This is a genomic window from Sunxiuqinia rutila (genome assembly GCF_050589705.1).
Lineage (GTDB): Bacteria > Bacteroidota > Bacteroidia > Bacteroidales > Prolixibacteraceae > Sunxiuqinia > Sunxiuqinia rutila.
The window spans coordinates 84,391-103,367 of record NZ_JBNGOT010000015.1; the positions used below are offsets into that span (position 1 = coordinate 84,391).

General features: G+C 41.8%; 12 protein-coding genes. 8 read left to right on the forward strand and 4 right to left on the reverse strand.

Annotated features, from left to right (window positions below; all coding sequences use genetic code 11):
• Positions 1 to 128: 128 nt before the first annotated feature.
• The 3 genes from ACRD6K_RS16575 to ACRD6K_RS16585 form a co-directional block, all read right to left on the reverse strand.
• A complete protein-coding gene (locus tag ACRD6K_RS16575; protein ID WP_430974180.1) occupies positions 129 to 1,118 on the reverse strand; it encodes a FecR family protein in 990 nt (329 codons plus the stop codon).
• 76 nt (positions 1,119 to 1,194) lie between these two features.
• On the reverse strand, positions 1,195 to 1,773 hold the full coding sequence (locus ACRD6K_RS16580; protein WP_430974181.1) for an RNA polymerase sigma-70 factor: 579 nt from the start codon (positions 1,771 to 1,773) through the stop codon (positions 1,195 to 1,197).
• A gap of 81 nt (positions 1,774 to 1,854) precedes the next feature.
• Positions 1,855 to 3,285, reverse strand: coding sequence for a sulfatase (locus ACRD6K_RS16585; protein WP_430974182.1), 1,431 nt, complete (start codon positions 3,283 to 3,285; stop codon positions 1,855 to 1,857).
• Positions 3,286 to 3,670: 385 nt separating this feature from the next.
• Here ACRD6K_RS16585 and ACRD6K_RS16590 point away from each other — a divergent pair, with 385 nt between their 5' ends.
• The 8 genes from ACRD6K_RS16590 (at position 3,671) to ACRD6K_RS16625 (ending at position 17,817) form a co-directional block, all read left to right on the forward strand.
• Positions 3,671 to 4,261 carry an RNA polymerase sigma factor gene (locus tag ACRD6K_RS16590; RefSeq protein WP_430974183.1) on the forward strand — a complete coding sequence of 197 codons (591 nt, stop codon included), beginning with the start codon at positions 3,671 to 3,673 and terminating at the stop codon, positions 4,259 to 4,261.
• Between the two features lie 78 nt (positions 4,262 to 4,339).
• On the forward strand, positions 4,340 to 5,359 hold the full coding sequence (locus tag ACRD6K_RS16595; RefSeq protein WP_430974184.1) for a FecR family protein: 1,020 nt from the start codon (positions 4,340 to 4,342) through the stop codon (positions 5,357 to 5,359).
• 93 nt (positions 5,360 to 5,452) lie between these two features.
• Positions 5,453 to 8,857 (forward strand): TonB-dependent receptor, encoded by a 3,405-nt coding sequence (locus ACRD6K_RS16600; protein ID WP_430974185.1) that lies wholly within the window; start codon positions 5,453 to 5,455, stop codon positions 8,855 to 8,857.
• A 21-nt stretch (positions 8,858 to 8,878) separates the two neighbouring features.
• Positions 8,879 to 10,759, forward strand: a complete 1,881-nt coding sequence (locus ACRD6K_RS16605; protein ID WP_430974186.1) for a RagB/SusD family nutrient uptake outer membrane protein — start codon at positions 8,879 to 8,881, stop codon at positions 10,757 to 10,759.
• A gap of 38 nt (positions 10,760 to 10,797) precedes the next feature.
• Positions 10,798 to 11,673 carry a discoidin domain-containing protein gene (locus ACRD6K_RS16610; RefSeq protein WP_430974188.1) on the forward strand — a complete coding sequence of 292 codons (876 nt, stop codon included), beginning with the start codon at positions 10,798 to 10,800 and terminating at the stop codon, positions 11,671 to 11,673.
• A gap of 470 nt (positions 11,674 to 12,143) precedes the next feature.
• Positions 12,144 to 13,289, forward strand: a complete 1,146-nt coding sequence (locus ACRD6K_RS16615) for an efflux RND transporter periplasmic adaptor subunit (protein ID WP_430974189.1) — start codon at positions 12,144 to 12,146, stop codon at positions 13,287 to 13,289.
• Positions 13,290 to 13,292: 3 nt separating this feature from the next.
• Complete coding sequence (locus ACRD6K_RS16620; protein ID WP_430974190.1) at positions 13,293 to 16,439, forward strand: efflux RND transporter permease subunit; 3,147 nt, start codon at positions 13,293 to 13,295, stop codon at positions 16,437 to 16,439.
• Positions 16,440 to 16,443: 4 nt separating this feature from the next.
• Positions 16,444 to 17,817, forward strand: a complete 1,374-nt coding sequence (locus tag ACRD6K_RS16625) for an efflux transporter outer membrane subunit (RefSeq protein ID WP_430974191.1) — start codon at positions 16,444 to 16,446, stop codon at positions 17,815 to 17,817.
• 221 nt (positions 17,818 to 18,038) lie between these two features.
• Here the strand turns inward: ACRD6K_RS16625 and ACRD6K_RS16630 are convergent, their stop codons facing one another.
• Positions 18,039 to 18,908: an AraC family transcriptional regulator gene (locus tag ACRD6K_RS16630; RefSeq protein ID WP_430974192.1), complete on the reverse strand. Its 870-nt coding sequence runs from the start codon at positions 18,906 to 18,908 to the stop codon at positions 18,039 to 18,041.
• Positions 18,909 to 18,977 lie beyond the last annotated feature (69 nt).

An 18,977-nucleotide genomic window follows, 5' to 3' on the forward strand; every position in this document is an offset into this window, starting at 1 on the left:
AAATGATTTTCGTTTTTTACAGCAGGATTAGTTGGCGCTAATCCTGTTGTTTTTTTAATGTTCTAAGCGTTAGTCAGTTCTTTCCATCTCATGAAATTTTGAAGAATTAGTTATAGGTAAATTACTGGTTATTCCATCCAAATGTCGCGTCCTTCCACCCGGAAGTGAATGGATGTTGTTTGCTCTATAGCTTCCAGAGCATTCAAAATATTTTGGTCATACTCAAAAGTTCCGCGAAAGCGTGTCTCTCCCATTGCCTCGTCTTTCAGGTGAAACCGCACCTTATAAAATCGCTCTAAATGATAGATAATGGTTTTCAGTTCAGCATCTTTAAACACAAACTTTCGGTCGCGCCAGGCCGTGTGCAAATAGGTATCTGCTTCCTGAATCTGAATATTCTTTTGCTCTGGATTATAAATTGCTTGCTCCCCCGGTTTTATTTTCACGGGGGCCTGATTGGGATAATCCGTCAAGTACATTTCAATGACACCTTCTTCCAGTACTGCTTCGGTGTGATTTTCATCCGGATAAGCCCTCACATTGAATGAGGTTCCTAACACTTTTACCTGAAGCTTACTGGTTTTAACGACGAATGGTTTCTTAGGGTTTTTACTCACCTTGAAATATCCTTCACCAATCAGTTCAACATTTCGCTGGTCTCCCTGAAACGAAGGATCATAACGCAATGAAGAGCCGGCATTCAACCAAACATGTGTTCCGTCGGCCAGAATACTTTCTGCCACCTGCCCTTCAGGAGCAATCAATTCGCTGTAGAGTTTTTCAGAACCAATTGATTGGTTTCCCAAATACCAGCCAAGTGCCAATAGTAAAGGCATTGCAATAACTGCAGCGGCTTGCATCCATCGTCGCATCAGGCGTTTCTTCGGGATGTACTCTTCTTTTTTATGAATTGTTGCTTTAACGCTTGATAAGGCCCGCTGGACATCGTCGCTACTGATCGGTCGCTTGCTGTTTTGCCAGATACGACGAATTTGCTCAAAACTTTTTTGGTTTTGTTCGCTGGAACAAACCCACGCTTCAAACTGAGCCAGTTCTTTAGGTGTAGCCTCACCACTAAGCTTTCGGGTAATCAAAAATTCGATGTGCTGATCATCCATTCGTTGAGAATATTGCTTGATTAAATGAACACTTTACCCTGAGACGTATTCGAAAGCAAATCCCCTGAAAAGAAAATCAGTTTTTTTTCAAAAAAACAAAAGCCAAAAGATTAAGATACTGTGAATCTGAAACTTTGGCTTTGATTTTTTTTAAGGCAATGCTTACTTGTGTTTCTACTGTTTTCACTGAAATTTCAAGGCGCGAAGCTATTTCAGCATATTTCAGACCATCAAAACGACACAAAACAAAAATTTCCCGGCACCGTTCCGGAAGTTCCTGAATAGCGGTATTGATTTTGTCATTTAGCTCGGCAAGCTCCAATTGATCCAAAAAGACCGCTTCTTCCTGCTTAAAGCTTTGTTCCTGCAAATATTCCGACTCTACTTTACGATGCCTTAACCAATCCAAGGCTTGATTTTTAACCGATCGAAACAAAAACCCTTTCAACGAATACACTACATCCAAACGTTCCCGCTTCAGCCAAAGATCGACAAACACCTGTTGCACAATCGAACTGGATTGATCGTAGTCATGAATGATGTTATCAGCAAAAAAACACAATCGAGAATAATAGGACTCAAACGCCTCATTAAAGGCCGTTTCATCCCCTTCTCTGATTTTTAAGAATCGTGTTTTATCGTTTAGCAGAGTCATAGTGGACGCAAAAATAACGAATAAATCAAATGTGCAATTTTCAAAAAAAGAACTGCCAAAGATCGATTAGAACAATTCTTTTTACTCCTGGTAATCCGCATTGGGTGTTGAAGGTACTGGCGCTTGTATTTTTACCCGCCAGTCAATTAAGAGCTGGTGTAATTCATCACGCTTGTCAGGGTTTGCGATAGCCAGGTTATTTTCCTCACCTATATCATCCTTCAAATGATAAAGCTCCAAATCATCGTTTTCAAAATACTCAATAAGTTTCCAGTCTCCCAATCGGATTGCTGAACCTGGCCGGGTTCGGAAGATCGGATCCTGGGTTTCCTGATTACCCCCCTCCAAATAAACCGGGAAATGCCAAAAAAGTGCCCGGTCCGGTATAGTCCCTTCACCGATTAATACCGGCAAAAGACTTTCACCATCCAGATTCAGGGTTTCCGGTTTTTCGACTCCGGCCACCTCTAAAATGGTGGGAAAGAAATCGAGATTCGTTACAGGAAGATCCGATTGTCTTCCGGCTTGAATTTTCCCTGACCAAACCGCAAACATGGGCTCGCGAATCCCACCCTCGTAATAAGCTCCTTTACCCGCCCGAAGCGGCCATTGTTTTGAAATTGGGTAAAGGCCACCATTGTCCGAAGTAAAAAGAATAAAAGTATGCTCCAACTTGCCTGAGCTTTCCAACAAGTCAATCAATCGCCCAACTTGCCTGTCCAGATTTTCAACCATGGTGGCATATGCTGCATTGCCCTGCCCATTTGAAGCCGTTTTATTCTCATATTTCTCCAGCAAATCCGTCACCGGTTGAATCGGGGTGTGAACTGCATAAGGCGAATAATAAAGGAAAAAAGGTTCCTCTTCAACTGTACGCAAAAAATCAAGGGTTTTATCCATCACCAGGTCGGTCAGGTAATAATCCTCAGACGGAGCTTTAAGCGATGGAACATTTCTATAGGGTGGGTAGTAACTCCCCGGATTTCCGGCATGACTACCACCAATATTGACATCAAATCCCTTCTCCAAAGGATCGTCGGATAAATGCCACTTTCCGGCATGACAGGTCGTGTAGCCTGCCTTTTTCAGAACTTCAGGGATCAGCAGAAATTCGTCATCCAGGTATTCCGTGTTTGGCGTGGGAATCAACTTTCGGTCTTTACTCTTACCTCGTTCTGAGCTACCAACGGTATAAATTCCATGTCGGGGAGTCCATTGTCCGCTTATCAGGCAAGCACGGCTTGGAGCACAGTTAGCTGCCGCCGCATAGGCATTGGTGAAAACAATTCCTTGTCCGGCCAGCTGATCCAGGTTTGGCGTTTCGTAATACTCCGAGCCCATAAAGCCGACATCGCGCCAGCCCATATCATCGATATTAATTATTAGGATATTGGGAGTCGAGTTTTGCGGAGCCTGAGCCCGTTCTTTAGCTGTATTACATCCTGCAAAAGAAAACAGCGAAAGCAAAGCTGCACCACTTAAAGCAAGGCTTAGATTTTTGTGTAATTCCATCGTTAGTCAGTCGTAAATAGTTGTAGTTTAAAATTGAAGTTCAGAATAAGTTCTCTTCAAAAATTTCAATAACAAATCTACCTACAGGTTATCGTTATCCCAACAAATTTCCAGAATTTATTTGAGAGGCTCACTTCTAAAAAGAATATTATCATGATTCTGTCTACCTGTTTTTGCGCTTCAATGCGTTCCAAATAGACCTATAAATAGGATTCTTTTTTCAATAAAAAGATTTACTAAAAACCAAAGCGAAGTTAGCAGATAAAATTATCAGAACTAAACACAAAGAATAGTTAGATAAACTGGCCAACAATTTTCCTACTTACGCTAGGATGCTTTATATTTAGGCACTCAAAGAGCATTTTTAAGTTTAAAATAAACCAAGTTGCCTGACAATCAAGCAAATAACGAATTAGAATTAATCCAAAAATTAAAAAACGGAGATTCGGCTGCTTTTGACGCGTTATTTACACTGTATGCCAGTAAGTTATTCAACTTTGTTAATAAATACCTCGATTTAAAAGAGGAAGCCGAAGAGATTGTACAAGATGTTTTTCTGAACCTTTGGAAGCACAAAAAGGAAATTCGATCGGAAAAAGCATTTAAATCTTACCTCTATCAAATTGCCTTAAACAACATTCGGAACTATTTCAACAAAAAGCTGGTTCAGGAAAAGCATAAGCAATTGATTGCTCAAAATTACCTTTTTGAAAAAGAATCGGATGCGAATGAGCTGGATTACGAATCTGTCATCAAAAAAGTAGACCAACTGATTGACCAGTTACCGCCAAAACGAAAGGAAATATTTCTTCTAAGTCGAAAAGAAGGGCTTGACATCTCTGAGATTGCCAACTATCTCAATATTTCAGAAGCAACTGTAAAAAACCAAATTACATCGGCTGTTGCTTTTCTTAAGAAGGCTGCCCAAGAAAGCGGATTATCCAATTCCCTATTCCTGGTTTTATTTTATCGCTAAAAAAATTCTTCGAAACATAGTACCATTTTTTTTGAACTTGTCTTTAGAGTATATCAGCTTGACAAAAAGGATATCAAAATGACAACTTCGAAGAAAAAAGATTTTGAAAATATATTTGAAGGGAAACGCTCTTTCTCTTCCGTATCCTCTGTTATCGATTACCTTGGAAGACAAAAGAAGGAGCGGGAGACAGAAGATTTTCAACAAAACCAATGGCATCATATTTTATCAGATGACAGCATTCCATCGGCTGACTTAAAACATGTCCTGTATAAAGTCAAATACGATATTCTATTTGAAAAAAATCAAAAGCAAAGGAAGTTACTCCTAAGCATATCAGCGGTTGCAGCATCTTTGCTTTTACCCTTGATTTTGATTTTCACGCTCAACTACCAAGCCGGCATACGCACTAAAAATACGAGTAACCTTGTTGAATTGCATTGCCCGGAAGGAACACGAACAAAGTTCACCTTACCGGATGGCTCCAGTGGCTGGCTTGCCGGTGGATCATCCATTGCTTACAATCTGGACTTTAATCAAGCTCGGAATGTTAGCGTTAATGGAGAGGCTTTTTTCGATGTCAAACGTGATCCGAAGAACGAATTCACTGTAGAATTGGATGACATTACTGTTCGTGTATTAGGAACCCAGTTCAATGTTCTAAATTACAATGATGATCCAGTTTCCGAAGTCGTTGTATTATCAGGATTGGTACAAGTTGCCGGCAATGAGAAACAGTTTCAGGAACAGCTAAGTAACAATAGGAAATTACAATTTCAATCAGAAAAAAATGAATTGGCCCTGTCCCATGTAGATGCAAGTAGCTATACAGCTTGGAAGAAAGGTCGTTTGATTTTCAATAATGAAAACCTGGATGAAGTTTGTCGCAAAATAGAACGCTATTACAATATAGAAGTCGAACTAAAGAAAGAAGGACTTGATAATCAGCTATTCAGAGCTGATATTGAGATTGGCCGACTTAGCGAATTGTTGAACTACATGTCTTTAGCATTACCAATCAAATACGAACTAACTAATCAAAACCAAAATAAAACAGGAGAGGGAAAATCTCAAAAGCTCACTATCTCAAAAAATTAAAGTAACTAAAAAAAAGAGGAAATGCTCGCAACACTTCCTCTTACATTTAGCATATAGACGATTTTTTAACTAAGTACTAAACATTCCAAATTTATGAAAAAAAAACATGGGGAAAGAACATGGCAAAGTCATGTACTTTCAAAAACATTTAAAGTTATGCGCCTAGCCTTATTTTTTACCCTGGCAAGTATCTTTCAAACAGCTGCTTCAACCGGGTATTCTCAAAGTGCAAAAATCACTCTAAAGCATGAAATTGTAAGCCTTGAGAATGTGCTCAACAAAATTGAAGATCAATCAGAATACCGGTTTATCTTCAATAAAAACCAAATTGACCTTACTCGAAAAGTCAAAGTCAATTTTGAAGAAACAACCATCAAGGAAGTTCTGAGTGAGTTGTTTGTAAACAATAAAATAGACTACCGAATAATTGATAAACAAATCATTCTGACTACAAGTAAGCAAGCAAATGCGCAACAACCACTAATAATAAAGGGAAGAGTTCAAGATGATGCAGGACAGCCTCTTCCTGGCGTAACTGTTGTATTAAAAGGAACGACACAAGGAACAATAACCGATACTGAAGGTAACTATTCATTAAAGGTATCAAAACAGGAGAGCATCACTCTACTGTTTTCATTTATTGGCATGAAATCACAAGAAATAGTAGTTTCTGATCAAAGCACGATAAATGTCACAATGATTGCAGAAGCCAAAGGGTTAGATGAGGTTGTTGTTACTGCTTTTGGTACAGCTCAAAAAAAGGAAAGCATCGTTGGCTCTATTCAAAGCATACGGCCCGATGACTTAGTTGTTCCCGCAACAAACCTTTCAAGTGCCTTTGCAGGACGATTATCTGGGGTAATTGCTTTCCAGCGAAGTGGAGAGCCAGGAGCCGATGGGGCTAATTTTTACATACGGGGAATATCAACTCTAAGCGGAGCTAAAGACCCATTAATCGTAATTGACGGAGTTGAATCTTCTAAATCCAGCTTAGATGCTCTTCCTCCCGAGACCATTGAAAGTTTTTCAATCTTGAAAGATGCAACTGCAACTGCAATGTATGGTACACGAGGGGCAAATGGAGTACTCATAATAACAACCAAAAGCGGTGCCGACATGAAGCAGCCTGTTATTAATGTACGATTAGAGAATACTGTAAACACCCCAACGTCTACTCCTGATTTCGTTTCAGCCCCCCAATATATGAGCTTATTTAATGAAGCTGTACGCAACCAATCATTGGGCGACAGGCTTTACACCAATGAAGAAATAAGAGGTACCGAACTAGGACTCAACCCATATGTGTTTCCTGATGTTAACTGGTATGATGAAATTTTCAAATCGTCTTCCATGTCTCAAAATGTCAATTTCAATGTCAGAGGAGGTGGAAAAAAACTTGACTATTTCATGAATGTAGGATACAATCATCAAGAGGGAATGTTGAGAGGAAGAAGTAATGAGTTCTTTTCGTATAAAAACAACATTAACCTATCCCGCTATGTGTTTCAAAACAACATTAATCTAAAGCTATCCCAAACATCAAAAGTTGGGCTTAAGCTAAACACTCAACTTCAAACCAAACGTGCTCCATCCCAAGGTACCGGAAGTTTATTTTCATCAGTTATTAATACCAGTCCTGTGGTTTTTCCAGTGATGTATCCTCGCAATGAAGATGACTCCTGGATAAAATGGGGAGGGACCTCAGAAGGAATTTCCGGAATAAATCCACTTGCAGAATTAGTAAGAGGGTACGAAGATTCATTTAACAGTAACATAACAGCGAATCTGGAATTTGAACAAAAACTCGATATACTGACCAAAGGGCTTCGATTCAAAGCATTGGCCTCATTTCGCAATAATTCAGCAACAAGTACAAAACGCGAACAAGGGTATAATAGTTACCGCGTTACGGACTATTCATTGAATGAAGATGGCACCTACTCCTATACAATTGAAGCTCAAGGAGAAGAAAACGACCCCGTACTTTCTACTTCTGGGCAAATTAGTGGAAACCGCCGTGTCTATCTCCAAACTTACTTTGATTATACCCGAAAGTTTGGAATGCATGATGTAAACGCAATGCTACTTTACAATCAAGACCAACTAGCCAACAATAAGGCAGATAATCTTATGGCCTCATTGCCAAAACGTAAACAGGGGATGGCCGCACGTTTCTCTTATGGATATGACAACCGCTACTTGTTCGAAGCCAATTTAGGTTATAATGGATCTGAAAATTTTGCAAAAAACCATCGTTGGGGATTCTTTCCTTCAATAGCGGTTGGCTATAACATATCTCGTGAAGCTTTCTTTGAACCATTAAGCAATACAATATCTAACCTAAAATTCCGAGCTTCCTACGGATTAGTTGGTAATGATCAAATTGGCAGTGACCGTTTTGTATATCTTTCAGATATCAGTTTGAGCGGGAGCAGCAAATATATAACCGGCTATGGCTCAACTAAAACAGAAATGGCCGGGCCAAAGTATGTACGTTATAGCAACACCGACATCACTTGGGAAGTTGGCAGAAAGCTAAATATTGGAGCAGATTTGCAACTTTTTAGAAATCTAAATATTGTTGTCGATTTTTTCAGGGAGAATCGAGAAAATATTTTTCAGCAAAAAGCAACTATTCCGAACTATCTCGGAACAGCAGACACAAAAGTGTACGGAAACTTTGCAGCCGTGCGAAATCAAGGATTTGATCTTGCTGTAGACTATGGGAAGATATTAGACCAGGACTGGACTATCCAATTTAAGGGAACATTCACATTTGCTCGTAACAAAATTACCGCTTACGATGAACCCGCATATATGGAATATCCTCACTTGAGGCGTGTTGGAAGCTATTTAAACCGAATAGAAGGCTACGTCTCGGATAATCTCTTCATTGACTGGAACCATATTGCCAATAGTGCCGACCAGCAGATTTCGGAGAATGTTGCTCCCGGAGATATCAAATACCTGGACCAGCCCAATGCAGAAGGAGAATATGACGGCATTATAAATTCCGATGATAAGGTAACCATGGGACATCCTACTGTTCCTGAAATTGTTTATGGTTTCGGTCCCTCAGTAAGGTATAAAAACATCGACCTTTCCTGTTTTTTTCAAGGCGTGGCAAATACCTCGCTGATGATGTCAGGGTTTCATCCGTTTGGAACTCAAAATAGTCATAATGTGCTCCAGTTTATCGCAGATGATCATTGGAGTCCTGATAATCAAAATATTTATGCAGCTTATCCTCGACTCACAAAAATTGGACACGGCAACAATTCTGCCGCATCTGACTTTTGGCTACGTGATGCCTCATTTCTAAAGTTAAAAAATGCAGAAATTGGTTATACCTACAAAAGAGCACGTTTCTATGTTAGCGGAATGAATCTTTTAACAATTTCTTCATTTAAACACTGGGATCCGGAACAAGGTGGAGGTTCTGGTTTACGCTACCCAACACAGCGTTCTTTAAATGTTGGCCTGCAAATTAATTTATAACAAACACTAAATACAAAACAGATGAAAACATCAATATATTCAATAATACTCGCTTTTATTTTATTAGGAATATCATCCTGTAACTATCTCGATATTGTTCCTGACGAAAGACCCACTGAGAAAGATGCCTTTAAGGATCAAAAAGCTGCACAAAAGTTTTTATACTCCTGCTACTCCTACTTGCCAAACCCCAGAGATGGCGCAGCATCCCTTGATTTGATGACAGGTGATGAAGTAATTACGGCCTTTGAACACGAAACATTTGCTAAATTCCCCAAAGGGAACTACACAGCTACAACACCTGTTATTTCATACTGGAACACCTTATTTGGAGGCCTGAGGCAATGCTATATAATGAAAAACAATGTAGCGAACGTACCAGGACTTTCCGAAAAACTAATCAAAGACTATATAGCTCAGGCTGACTTTTTGATTGCGTATTACCATTTTCTATTAATCAAGTGCTACGGCCCCAGTATTTTGATAAAAGAAGAACCTGATGTCAATACTCCTCCGGAAGACTTTTCAACAAGAAGCAGTCTGGATGAATGCGTACAATTTGTTGTTGATAAATTTGATGAAGCTGCTACCAACTTACCTGCAAAAAGATTTGGAGAAGAATATGGATTGGCTACAAGTGTTGCAGCCAAGGCTCTTAAGACAAGAATGCTTTTGTATGCAGCCTCTCCCTTATTTAACGGGAACTCAAGGTATGATGACTTGAAGAATGATGATGGTACTCCACTCTTCCCAACAAGCTTTGATTTGCAAAAGTGGCAGTTAGTAAAAGATGCAACGCTGGATGCTATCACGACAGCTGAATCAGAGAATCATGCGTTATATACGAATAGCAGTTATGGTGAAAACGGTTATCCTGATGATCCGGTAATACGTACATTAAGGTACAACATTATTGAACCTGCTAATTCCGAGATTCTTTGGGCAGATACTCGTAAAGAAGGTACATATGGCTTACAAAATAAGTCTCGCCCCTTTGTATCAAAGGCTTCCTGGAATGGAGTAGGTCCCACTTTAGCCATGTTAGATCGTTTTTATACCGAAAATGGGTTACCCATAAGTGAAGACCCAGCATACAACTACGCCAATCGTTTTAATGTAATTACAGTGGAGCAAAAAGATGAAAAAGTAGCTCAACCAGGAAAGAAAACGGCAGTTTACAATCTGAACAGAGAACCTCGATTTTATGCCTGGGTATCTTTTCATGGGGGTTACTATGAATTAATGTCTGCTACATCCAATGGTGCCTATAAAGATGATCCAGACTTTCAGGAATCAATTATCGAAGGAGAAAACTACTCTCGGCTAGTAACTTCAATGTTGAAAAACGGAAATTGTGGAAGAGGCAACAGAACAAATAACTACAACCCCTCTGGTTTTCTTAACAAAAAAGGGTGTGATCCATCACACAGAACAAAACTAAGCAGTGAAGGCCCTATTGAGTATCCTTGGCCTGTTATCAGGCTGGCTGAGCTTTACCTTACTATGGCCGAAGCATGTGTTGAAGTAAACGATTTAGCTAATGCCAAAAAATATCTAAACAAGGTTCGAGTGCGTGCAGGCATTCCAACTGTTGAAGAAGCCTGGAGCACGGTTGCAGACCTAAGTCAGGATAAACTTCGTGAGATTGTAAGACAGGAACGTCAAATTGAATTATACCTTGAAAACCACAACTTTTGGGATATGAGACGCTGGATGTTAGCCGAAGAAGCCTTCAATAAAAAACATAACGGATTTAATACTGAGGCCGAAGACGTTGAGAACTATGTGAATGTTACAGAAATACCTTTTAATCGTGTATTTAAGCCCGCAAATTACTTGCTCCCTATACCAATCAAAGATATTAATGTAAACACAAACCTGGTTCAAAACCCCGGATATTAAGGCTTCGCTTGTATTTAACAAACTAAAACGAAAAACAGATGAAGAAATTACTATATATTTTAATCGTACCTTTTTTCTTTATTGCCTGTGAGGAAAATGAAACTGTAAATGTTATTCCTCCCGATATAAGTAACGTACATTCAGATTCCTTGCCTGGACAAATTGTTTTAAGGTGGGATATGCCAACTGATCACGAGAATATTCACTATATAGAAGTGAGCTATTTTGATCACCGTAAAAATAAAGACGTAATCAACCTTTCAAGTGGAGACTCTCTACTTATAGATGATACAAGATATAAATATGGTGATTACCAATTTAGACTAACCCCCTACAGTATTACCCGGACACCAGGAGATTCACATGAATATACTGGAATATCTGGTCATGCCCCAATTCAGGAAACTTTTCTATCTCAAGAGAAATTAAGTTTTACTGAAGCACAAATAACTGGTAATTCAATTATGGAAGGAGGGAAAAATCCTCCCATAAACCTTTTCGATGGCAATGATGGAACAATTTATCACGCTAGATGGAGTGGAGATATCCCAGATATTGCATGGTTGGATTTTGATCTTCAGGAAGAGGTCAAAGCTTTTAAAATAAACTGGTTTCCAAGAACAAATCAGTCCTTAGGAAAACCAATTGATGTTGACCTTATGGGGAGTATTGATGGTCAGGACTGGTTTTTGATTATTAATCTGACCAAAGAAAAAGACGGATTACCAACATCTCAAACAGACTGGTTCCAATCTCCAACATATAAATCCAGTCAACCATTTCGATATCTCAGATATGCTGTAAATAAGACAAATCAAGGTCATAAATTCTGGACTATGAGTGAAATGGAAATTTATAAAGTAAATTTACAGATTATCGATCCTGAGTCACCTGATTACGAAGAAGAGTATTAGCCATTTCATTCGCCTCATGCCATTTGAAAAAAATGGGTAATGAGTTAGCTCATAACAAGAATGATTAACGACTTCCCTTAGGTCGGAATCATTCTTGTTATTCAATTTCTATTATTTTGTCCCCAAACTCTATAAAAAATACCACTCTGACCGATTAAAAAAAACAGAGCGTACAGAAAGCTCCCAAAAACTTCGTTGTTCCTGCTTAAGCAATTACCTCTAACTAATATTCTCAAAGTAAAAAAGGCAAGGCTCAAATCACAAACTCCACACAAAAAGCCGCTTTTATTCACTTCTTCCTCCTCTCCTCCTTCCTCCTGGATATAATAATCTGAATTTCTCCTTATCTCCACTTACAACTTGCTTTTAAGCTGATATTTCCCTAAATTATATCTCGAAACAGCGACCATTCAAGTCATTACAAGATATTGACCCATTTCACAATTAGAAATTTAATATCTCCTCAAATTATGACAAAAACATTCGCCTTGGCACTAATCCTTACCTTTGTGGTAGGATGTGCTCCCCAGAAACCCACCTTTGAGCCCCCTGTAATTCCGGTGTACAAAGCCTCAATGGAGGAGGTAGAGGTCTACAAAGATTTTATCGGTCAAACCTATGGCCTTTATGATATTTCCGTTCGAGCCCGCGTTGATGGGTATTTGGAAGGCATTCATTTTAAAGAAGGCGGAAAAGTCAAAAAAGGGCAATTGCTCTACTCCATCGATCCGGCTCCTTTAAATGCAAAAGTAGCTGAAGCCATGAGCCTTTTGGCCCAGGCAAAAACCAACCTGATTAAAGCTGAAAGCGACTACAACCGCTACAAACCACTTGTTGCTAATAAAGCCGTCAGTCAAAGTGATTATGACGCTGTTGTTGCCAGCTATGGGGCAGCCCAAGCCTCACTGGAAGCAGCCCAGGCCTCACTCGACTATGCCAAAATTCAGCAAAGCTACACGAAAATATACGCTCCAATCAGCGGCATTATCGGAGCTTCAGAAGCAAAGACCGGAGATTATGTCGGGCTTGCTCCCAACCCGGTTGTGCTGAATACAATATCTCAACTAGACACCATCCTGGTTCACTTCTACTTAACCGAATTGCAATACCTGAACATTTCTCAACTCGAAAAAGCCCAGCAAGCCATTGCGGAACCAAACAAACAGGAAAAAGAAGCAGAGGTTCAGCTTTTCTTTGCCAACGGTAGCCGACATACTCACTTGGGAAGGGTTGATTTTGTTGGACGGAACATTAATCCAACAACCGGAACAATTCTGGTGCAAGCCTCTTTCCCCAACCCCAAAGAAACCATACGCCCCGGACAATTTGCCCGCTTAAGAATCGGTTTTGCCGAACGGGCCAAAGCAGTAGTCATTCCGTTAAAGTGCTTACAGGAAGTTCAGGGGCAATACCACGTCTATGTGGTAAACGACAAGGACGAAGTAGAATTCAGATCTGTTGAGGCTGGTGAAACCCTGCAGGACATCGTGATTATTCGCCAGGGAATCAGCCCGGGAGATTTGGTCATTCTTGAAGGAACCAACCGGGTTCGAACAGGAATGCAAATAACTCCTCAACCACAAGAGTTTGTTAGTGTACGCAACGAAGAACAATAAGCTATGGGAAATTTTTTCGTTAAACGGCCCATCGTGGCCATGGTTATTGCGATCGTTATTCTGATCGTCGGAGGGATCTCGGCCATACAACTTCCCATGGAACAGTTCCCTGACATTACGCCACCAATGGTTCAGGTAAGAGCTCAGTACAGTGGAGCCAATGCCATCAATGTAGAACAATCAGTTGCTACGCCTTTGGAACAGGAAATCAATGGTGTGGAAAACATGCTTTACATGAAATCGACCAACGCCAACGACGGCAGTATGGTCATTAGTATTTCATTTGAAATAGGCACTGATCCGGACATGAATACGGTGTTTGCCCAAAACAGGGCCTCTGCCGCTACGGCCAAACTCCCGGAAGAGGTTAAACGAATGGGGGTCACCACCAAAAAAAGCATGAGTAGCATTGTTATGGCTTTGGCCATTTATAGCGATGGACGATACGATCAGAAATTTTTGGGGAACTATTCCATCATCAACATTCAAGATGTCCTGGCACGGGTTAGAGGAGTAGGCCGTGTCACCGTCATGGGAGCCGGCAACTACTCCATGCGTATTTGGATCAAGCCGGACCGGCTGTCGCAATTAAACTTAACCGTACCTGAAATTACCAATGCCATCCGGCAGCAAAACACCATTGTTCCCGGAGGTAAGTTTGGCGCCGAACCGGCCCCTCCAGGCACCGAACACACCTACACCGTTACTTTACCCGACAGGCTGGTTACAGCTGAGGAGTTTGGAGAGATTGCCATTCGCACCAACCAGGACGGTAGTCAGCTCAAACTAAAAGATGTAGCCACCATCGAGCTGGGATCGGAAAGCTACAATACCGAAGCCCACTACCAGGGAAAACCCTGCGCTCTAATTTCCATTTATCAGTCTCCAGGAACCAACGCGGTTACCATGGGTGAAGAAATTATTAAAACCATGGATGAGCTGGCAGCCTCCTTTCCTGAAGGAATACAATACGAAACAGCATTGGATGCCACAGCTCCTATTACTGCAGGACTTAAAGAAGTAGTCATCACCCTCATTGTTGCTTTAATTCTGGTCATCCTTGTCGTATTCCTGTTTATTCAGGATTGGCGGGCAACCCTTATTCCAACCATTGCCATCCCGGTTTCTTTAATCGGAGCATTTGCCATTTTTCCATTGTTGGGATTCACCATCAACACCCTCTCCTTGCTGGGACTTGTTCTTGCCATCGGAATTGTGGTGGATGATGCCATTGTGGTTGTCGAAGCCGTGCAGGTTAATATAGAAAACGGCATGGATCGGAAAACGGCCACCATTGCTGCCATGAAAGAGGTTACGGCTCCGGTTATAGCCACCACGCTGGTGCTTGTTGCCGTATTTATTCCGGTAGCCTCCATGGGCGGAATCACCGGTCGGCTGTATCAGCAATTTGCCATTACCGTGGCTGTTTCCGTGGTATTTTCATCGGTCAATGCCTTGACCCTGTCCCCTGCCCTGGCCTCCATTCTCTTGCGAAAACCAACATTGCCCGGCGGTTTGCTTGGTCGCTTTTTCAAAACCTTCAACAAGGCTTTTGACCGAGGCTCCGTCAACTACATGAAAGTAACCCATATTGTTGCCCGGAAGATCACGCGAAGTATCCTGTTCCTGGTCATGACGGTGGTCTTAACAGTTGTTGTCAGCCTGTTTGTTCCCGAAGGATTCATCCCCGAAGAAGATCAAGGCTATCTGTTTGTAAACATGCAGCTTCCTGATGCGGCCTCGCTGCAACGCTCGACTAAAGTCGTTGATGACGTACAAGCGATCCTTGAAAATGTCGAAGAGATTCAAAGTGTCGCTTCCGTTGCAGGCTTTAACCTGCTTTCAGGAAGTATGTCCACCAACTCAGCCATATGTTTTATTACCTTGAAGAGATGGGATGAACGCAAGCTAAAAGCCAACCAGGTTGCTCAAAAGCTAAACATGCTTTTCAACCAAAACATCAAAGCAGCCCAGGTGCTCTCTTTCGGTCCTCCTGCCATTCCTGGCCTTGGAAACGGCTCAGGCTTTACCCTCATGTTGCAAGACAAGCAGGGACACACGCCTCAATTCCTTTCAGAACAAAGCGAACTGTTTATACGAGCAGCCATGCAGCGGCCCGAAATTGCCAATATTTTCACCACCTACCGTTCGAATGTTCCCCAACGACGGCTAAACATTAATCGGGACAAAGCACTGAAAGCCGGTGTCCAGTTGAATGACCTTTACACCACCATCAGTGCCTTTTTAGGAGGTGCTTACATTAACGACTTCAACCGGTTTGGACGACTATACAAAGCCTACTTACAGGCGGCTCCTGAATATCGTCAGGATGGCAATCAACTCAACATGTATTTCATTAAAAACAGCGATGGGGTTAGCCTGCCACTTTCTTCACTGGTCACAGTTGAAAAAAGCTCCGGAGCAGACTACACCAACCGTTTCAACCTTTACCGGGCTGTTGAACTGTCGGGTTCGCCAGCTTCCGGATACAGTTCAGCGCAAGCCCTTACAGCCTTGGAAGAAGTCGCTCAGGAAGTATTGCCTCCGGGCATGGGATACGAGTGGGCCAACATGTCGTACCAGGAGAAAAAAGCAAGTGGCTCGGGAGCAATCGTTTTTGTCTTCGCTTTAATCTTTGTCTTCCTGATTTTGGCTGCACAATACGAAAGTTGGTCGCTCCCTTTCAGCATTCTGCTCGGAACGCCATTTGCCATTCTTGGAGCCATGCTTTTTGTTTTACTTGCACGCTTTATAAGCCCCAGCTTCGAGAACAATGTATTTATGCAGATTTCGCTGGTTATGCTCATTGCCATGGCCGCAAAAAATGCCATTCTGATTGTTGAGTTTGCTAAAATCAAATTTGATGAAGGCATGAGCTTATATGATGCAGCCATTGAATCGGCACGGCTCCGTTTTCGTCCCATTTTGATGACTGCCTTTTCATTCATCCTCGGCGTATTACCTCTTGTTGTAGCATCCGGAGCCGGAGCCGAAGCCCGCAAAGTGATGGGCATGGCCTTATTCGGAGGAATGACCATCGCCACTTTACTTGGAGTCGTCATGTATCCGATGTTATTTGTTTTCATCGGAAAGCTGGCTAAATACGAAGAAAAAAGAGCATTAGCCAATCAACAAAAACCAAAAGAGTAGCCTTATGAAAATGATTCGAGCCATCGCTTTGCTTTTTCTGGGAATCCTAATTCTCGGAGGATGCAGAGTCGGAAAAAACTATACCCGACCCGAAGTTCAACTTCCGGAGCATTACCTTTTTGACGAAGAGAAAGCCAATTTTGACGATAAGCTGAAATGGTGGAACCTGTTTAATGATCCGGAATTGGATACCCTGATTCAAAAAGCATTGCACAACAATAAAGACCTGTTGGCCACTGCCCAAAGAGTTGAAGCCGTGCGCCACCAGTTGGCCATCCAAAAAGCTGATTTGTACCCGCAGTTTTCTTATTCAGGTACAGCCGGAAGAGGCAATTATGCGGGAAGCAAACTTCCCAACCCGGTCAACAGCTTTAACCTGATTGGACAAGCCAGTTGGGAACTGGATTTCTGGGGAAAAATAAGACGAATGAATGAAGCGGCTCAAGCCCAGTACCTGGCCAGCGAACATGGGTTAAATGCCTTACGGCTTTCGCTTGTCACTACCGTGGCAACGACCTATTTTCAAGTTCAGGAGTTTAACGCCAAACTGCAAATTGCTGAATCGACCTATGCGATTAGGGATAGCTCCTACCAAATTTTGCAGTACCGCCTTGATGCAGGAATCATTCCGGCAATTGACCTGAACCATTCCCGAATTCAAAAAGCCATCGCCGAGGCAGCTATCCCTCTTTATAAGCGGTTGGCAACACAATCGGAGAATTTCCTGGCTTTCCTGATTGGCGAGTATCCCAGTCAGCAAGACTATGCCAATAAGCTCAATGTTTACGCGCAGGTTCCGGAAATACCAGCAGGCATTCCTTCAAGTTTGTTGGACCGCCGACCGGATATCATGCAGGCAGAACAAGAATTAATTGCCCAAACTGCAATGGTTGGCGTTGCGCAAGCATTGCGTTTGCCATCATTTAGTTTAACGGGCTTACTCGGTGTTGCCAGCAACGATTTAAGTGAGCTTACTTCTGGTGATCCGGCCTGGAATGTCAATGGAAGCCTTTTGGGACCGCTTTTCAACTGGCAAAAAAATGCCAACCGCGTAAAGGCTGAAGAAGCGCTTACCCAAGCGGCCATCCACCAATATGAAGGCATCGTTCTCCATGCTTTTCGAGAAGTAGAAGATGCCCTGGTAGCTATTCAAACCCTGAAACAGGAAGAAAAAGCGATTCAGGAACATGTTGATGCTGCGGTTGAAGCTGCAAAACTTTCTGAAGAAAGGTATGACAAAGGAATTGCCAGCTACATCGAATTTCTTGAAAGCCAGCGCCAGGCCTTTGATGCTCAAATGTCGTTAACCAGCAACAAACAGGATTTACTCGAAGCCTTTATCAATTTGTACCAGGCCTTGGGAGGAGGCTGGGAATAGAGCACTTGTGAAGAAGTGCCTAAAGTTGGAGAAAAAGAGTGCCCGGAGAATGGTGATCAGTGGTTGGTGACTGGGTGGTTATGAGTGCCTGTCTAATGCCTATTGTCTTGATTATGAGAATCCGGGCATCTAAAGTCTATTATCCATCTTCTAATGCCTTGATTCCTGCTTCTAAGATCCCGTCCGGCTTAGGAATGACTTCACTCCCCTTCTGCCCCCTCTCAACGCTTACGGTAAGCCCGGGGAGTCACATTCATCACTTTTCGGAACTGTCTTGAAAAATAGAACTGGTCATCGTAACCCAGTTGATAAGCCACTTCAGCAATACTAAGCGATCGCTTATCCAAAAGCTGACAGGCTCGCTGAATCTTTAATTGTATAAAGTATTCAATCGGAGAATAACCCGTTCTATTTTGGAACGTACGCGAGTAATGCGATGCAGAAAGGGCAACAACCGAAGCGATTTGCTCCAACTTCAATTTTCGATCCAGATTTTCGAGCATGTAATTAATGGTTTGAGCAACCACATCATCTTCATCTGATAATTTGACCTCGCGAAATTGTTGCACATGTGAAAAAGAAGCCAACAGGTATCGCAAACAAAGGTTGACATATTCCAGCGTCTCCTGACTATAACCACGTTCCAGGTTACGAAAGATTTCAGCAAACAGGTTGAGGCGATCATGTATTCGTGAATTTCGCTCCCGCTTAATATCAAAACACGCCCCCGACAAACGATGATAAAGCATCGCTTTTTCTCCGGTAAAGTGAATCCAATAGATTGACCATGGCTGCTTTGAAGACGAATGATAAGCATGACCAACTCCAGCAGGGATAATAAAATATTGATCGGCATGAATCGGATAATCCGTTTCCTTTACGTGAATCACCCCTTCGCCATCCAGGCAATAAATCAAAATATACTGAGCACTTCCACGCTCTCGAAATCTAAAGTGATACCTGGCTTGCGGGTAATAACCAATGTCGGTAAAATACAAATCATTAATCAACCGGTTTTGCCTGATCAGATTAACGACCTTCTCGGGCAGAACAAAACTCAATTGTCCCGGAAATCCCTCTTCTTTTTTCATGAGCAACAGCTAGGTATAAAGATCACATACTTAATTAACTTATTCAATAACGATTCAAGCTTTCGAATT

Excerpts from the sequence above, each read along its gene's own strand:
- ACRD6K_RS16610 (WP_430974188.1), top strand. The coding sequence starts at position 10,798 with ATGAAGAAATTACTATATATTTTAATCGTACCTTTTTTCTTTATTGCC.
- ACRD6K_RS16630 (WP_430974192.1), bottom strand. The coding sequence starts at position 18,908 with ATGAAAAAAGAAGAGGGATTTCCGGGACAATTGAGTTTTGTTCTGCCC.
- ACRD6K_RS16615 (WP_430974189.1), top strand. The coding sequence starts at position 12,144 with ATGACAAAAACATTCGCCTTGGCACTAATCCTTACCTTTGTGGTAGGA.
- ACRD6K_RS16585 (WP_430974182.1), bottom strand. The coding sequence starts at position 3,285 with ATGGAATTACACAAAAATCTAAGCCTTGCTTTAAGTGGTGCAGCTTTG.
- ACRD6K_RS16625 (WP_430974191.1), top strand. The coding sequence starts at position 16,444 with ATGAAAATGATTCGAGCCATCGCTTTGCTTTTTCTGGGAATCCTAATT.
- ACRD6K_RS16595 (WP_430974184.1), top strand. The coding sequence starts at position 4,340 with ATGACAACTTCGAAGAAAAAAGATTTTGAAAATATATTTGAAGGGAAA.
- ACRD6K_RS16605 (WP_430974186.1), top strand. The coding sequence starts at position 8,879 with ATGAAAACATCAATATATTCAATAATACTCGCTTTTATTTTATTAGGA.
- ACRD6K_RS16575 (WP_430974180.1), bottom strand. The coding sequence starts at position 1,118 with ATGGATGATCAGCACATCGAATTTTTGATTACCCGAAAGCTTAGTGGT.
- ACRD6K_RS16600 (WP_430974185.1), top strand. The coding sequence starts at position 5,453 with ATGAAAAAAAAACATGGGGAAAGAACATGGCAAAGTCATGTACTTTCA.
- ACRD6K_RS16620 (WP_430974190.1), top strand. The coding sequence starts at position 13,293 with ATGGGAAATTTTTTCGTTAAACGGCCCATCGTGGCCATGGTTATTGCG.
- ACRD6K_RS16580 (WP_430974181.1), bottom strand. The coding sequence starts at position 1,773 with ATGACTCTGCTAAACGATAAAACACGATTCTTAAAAATCAGAGAAGGG.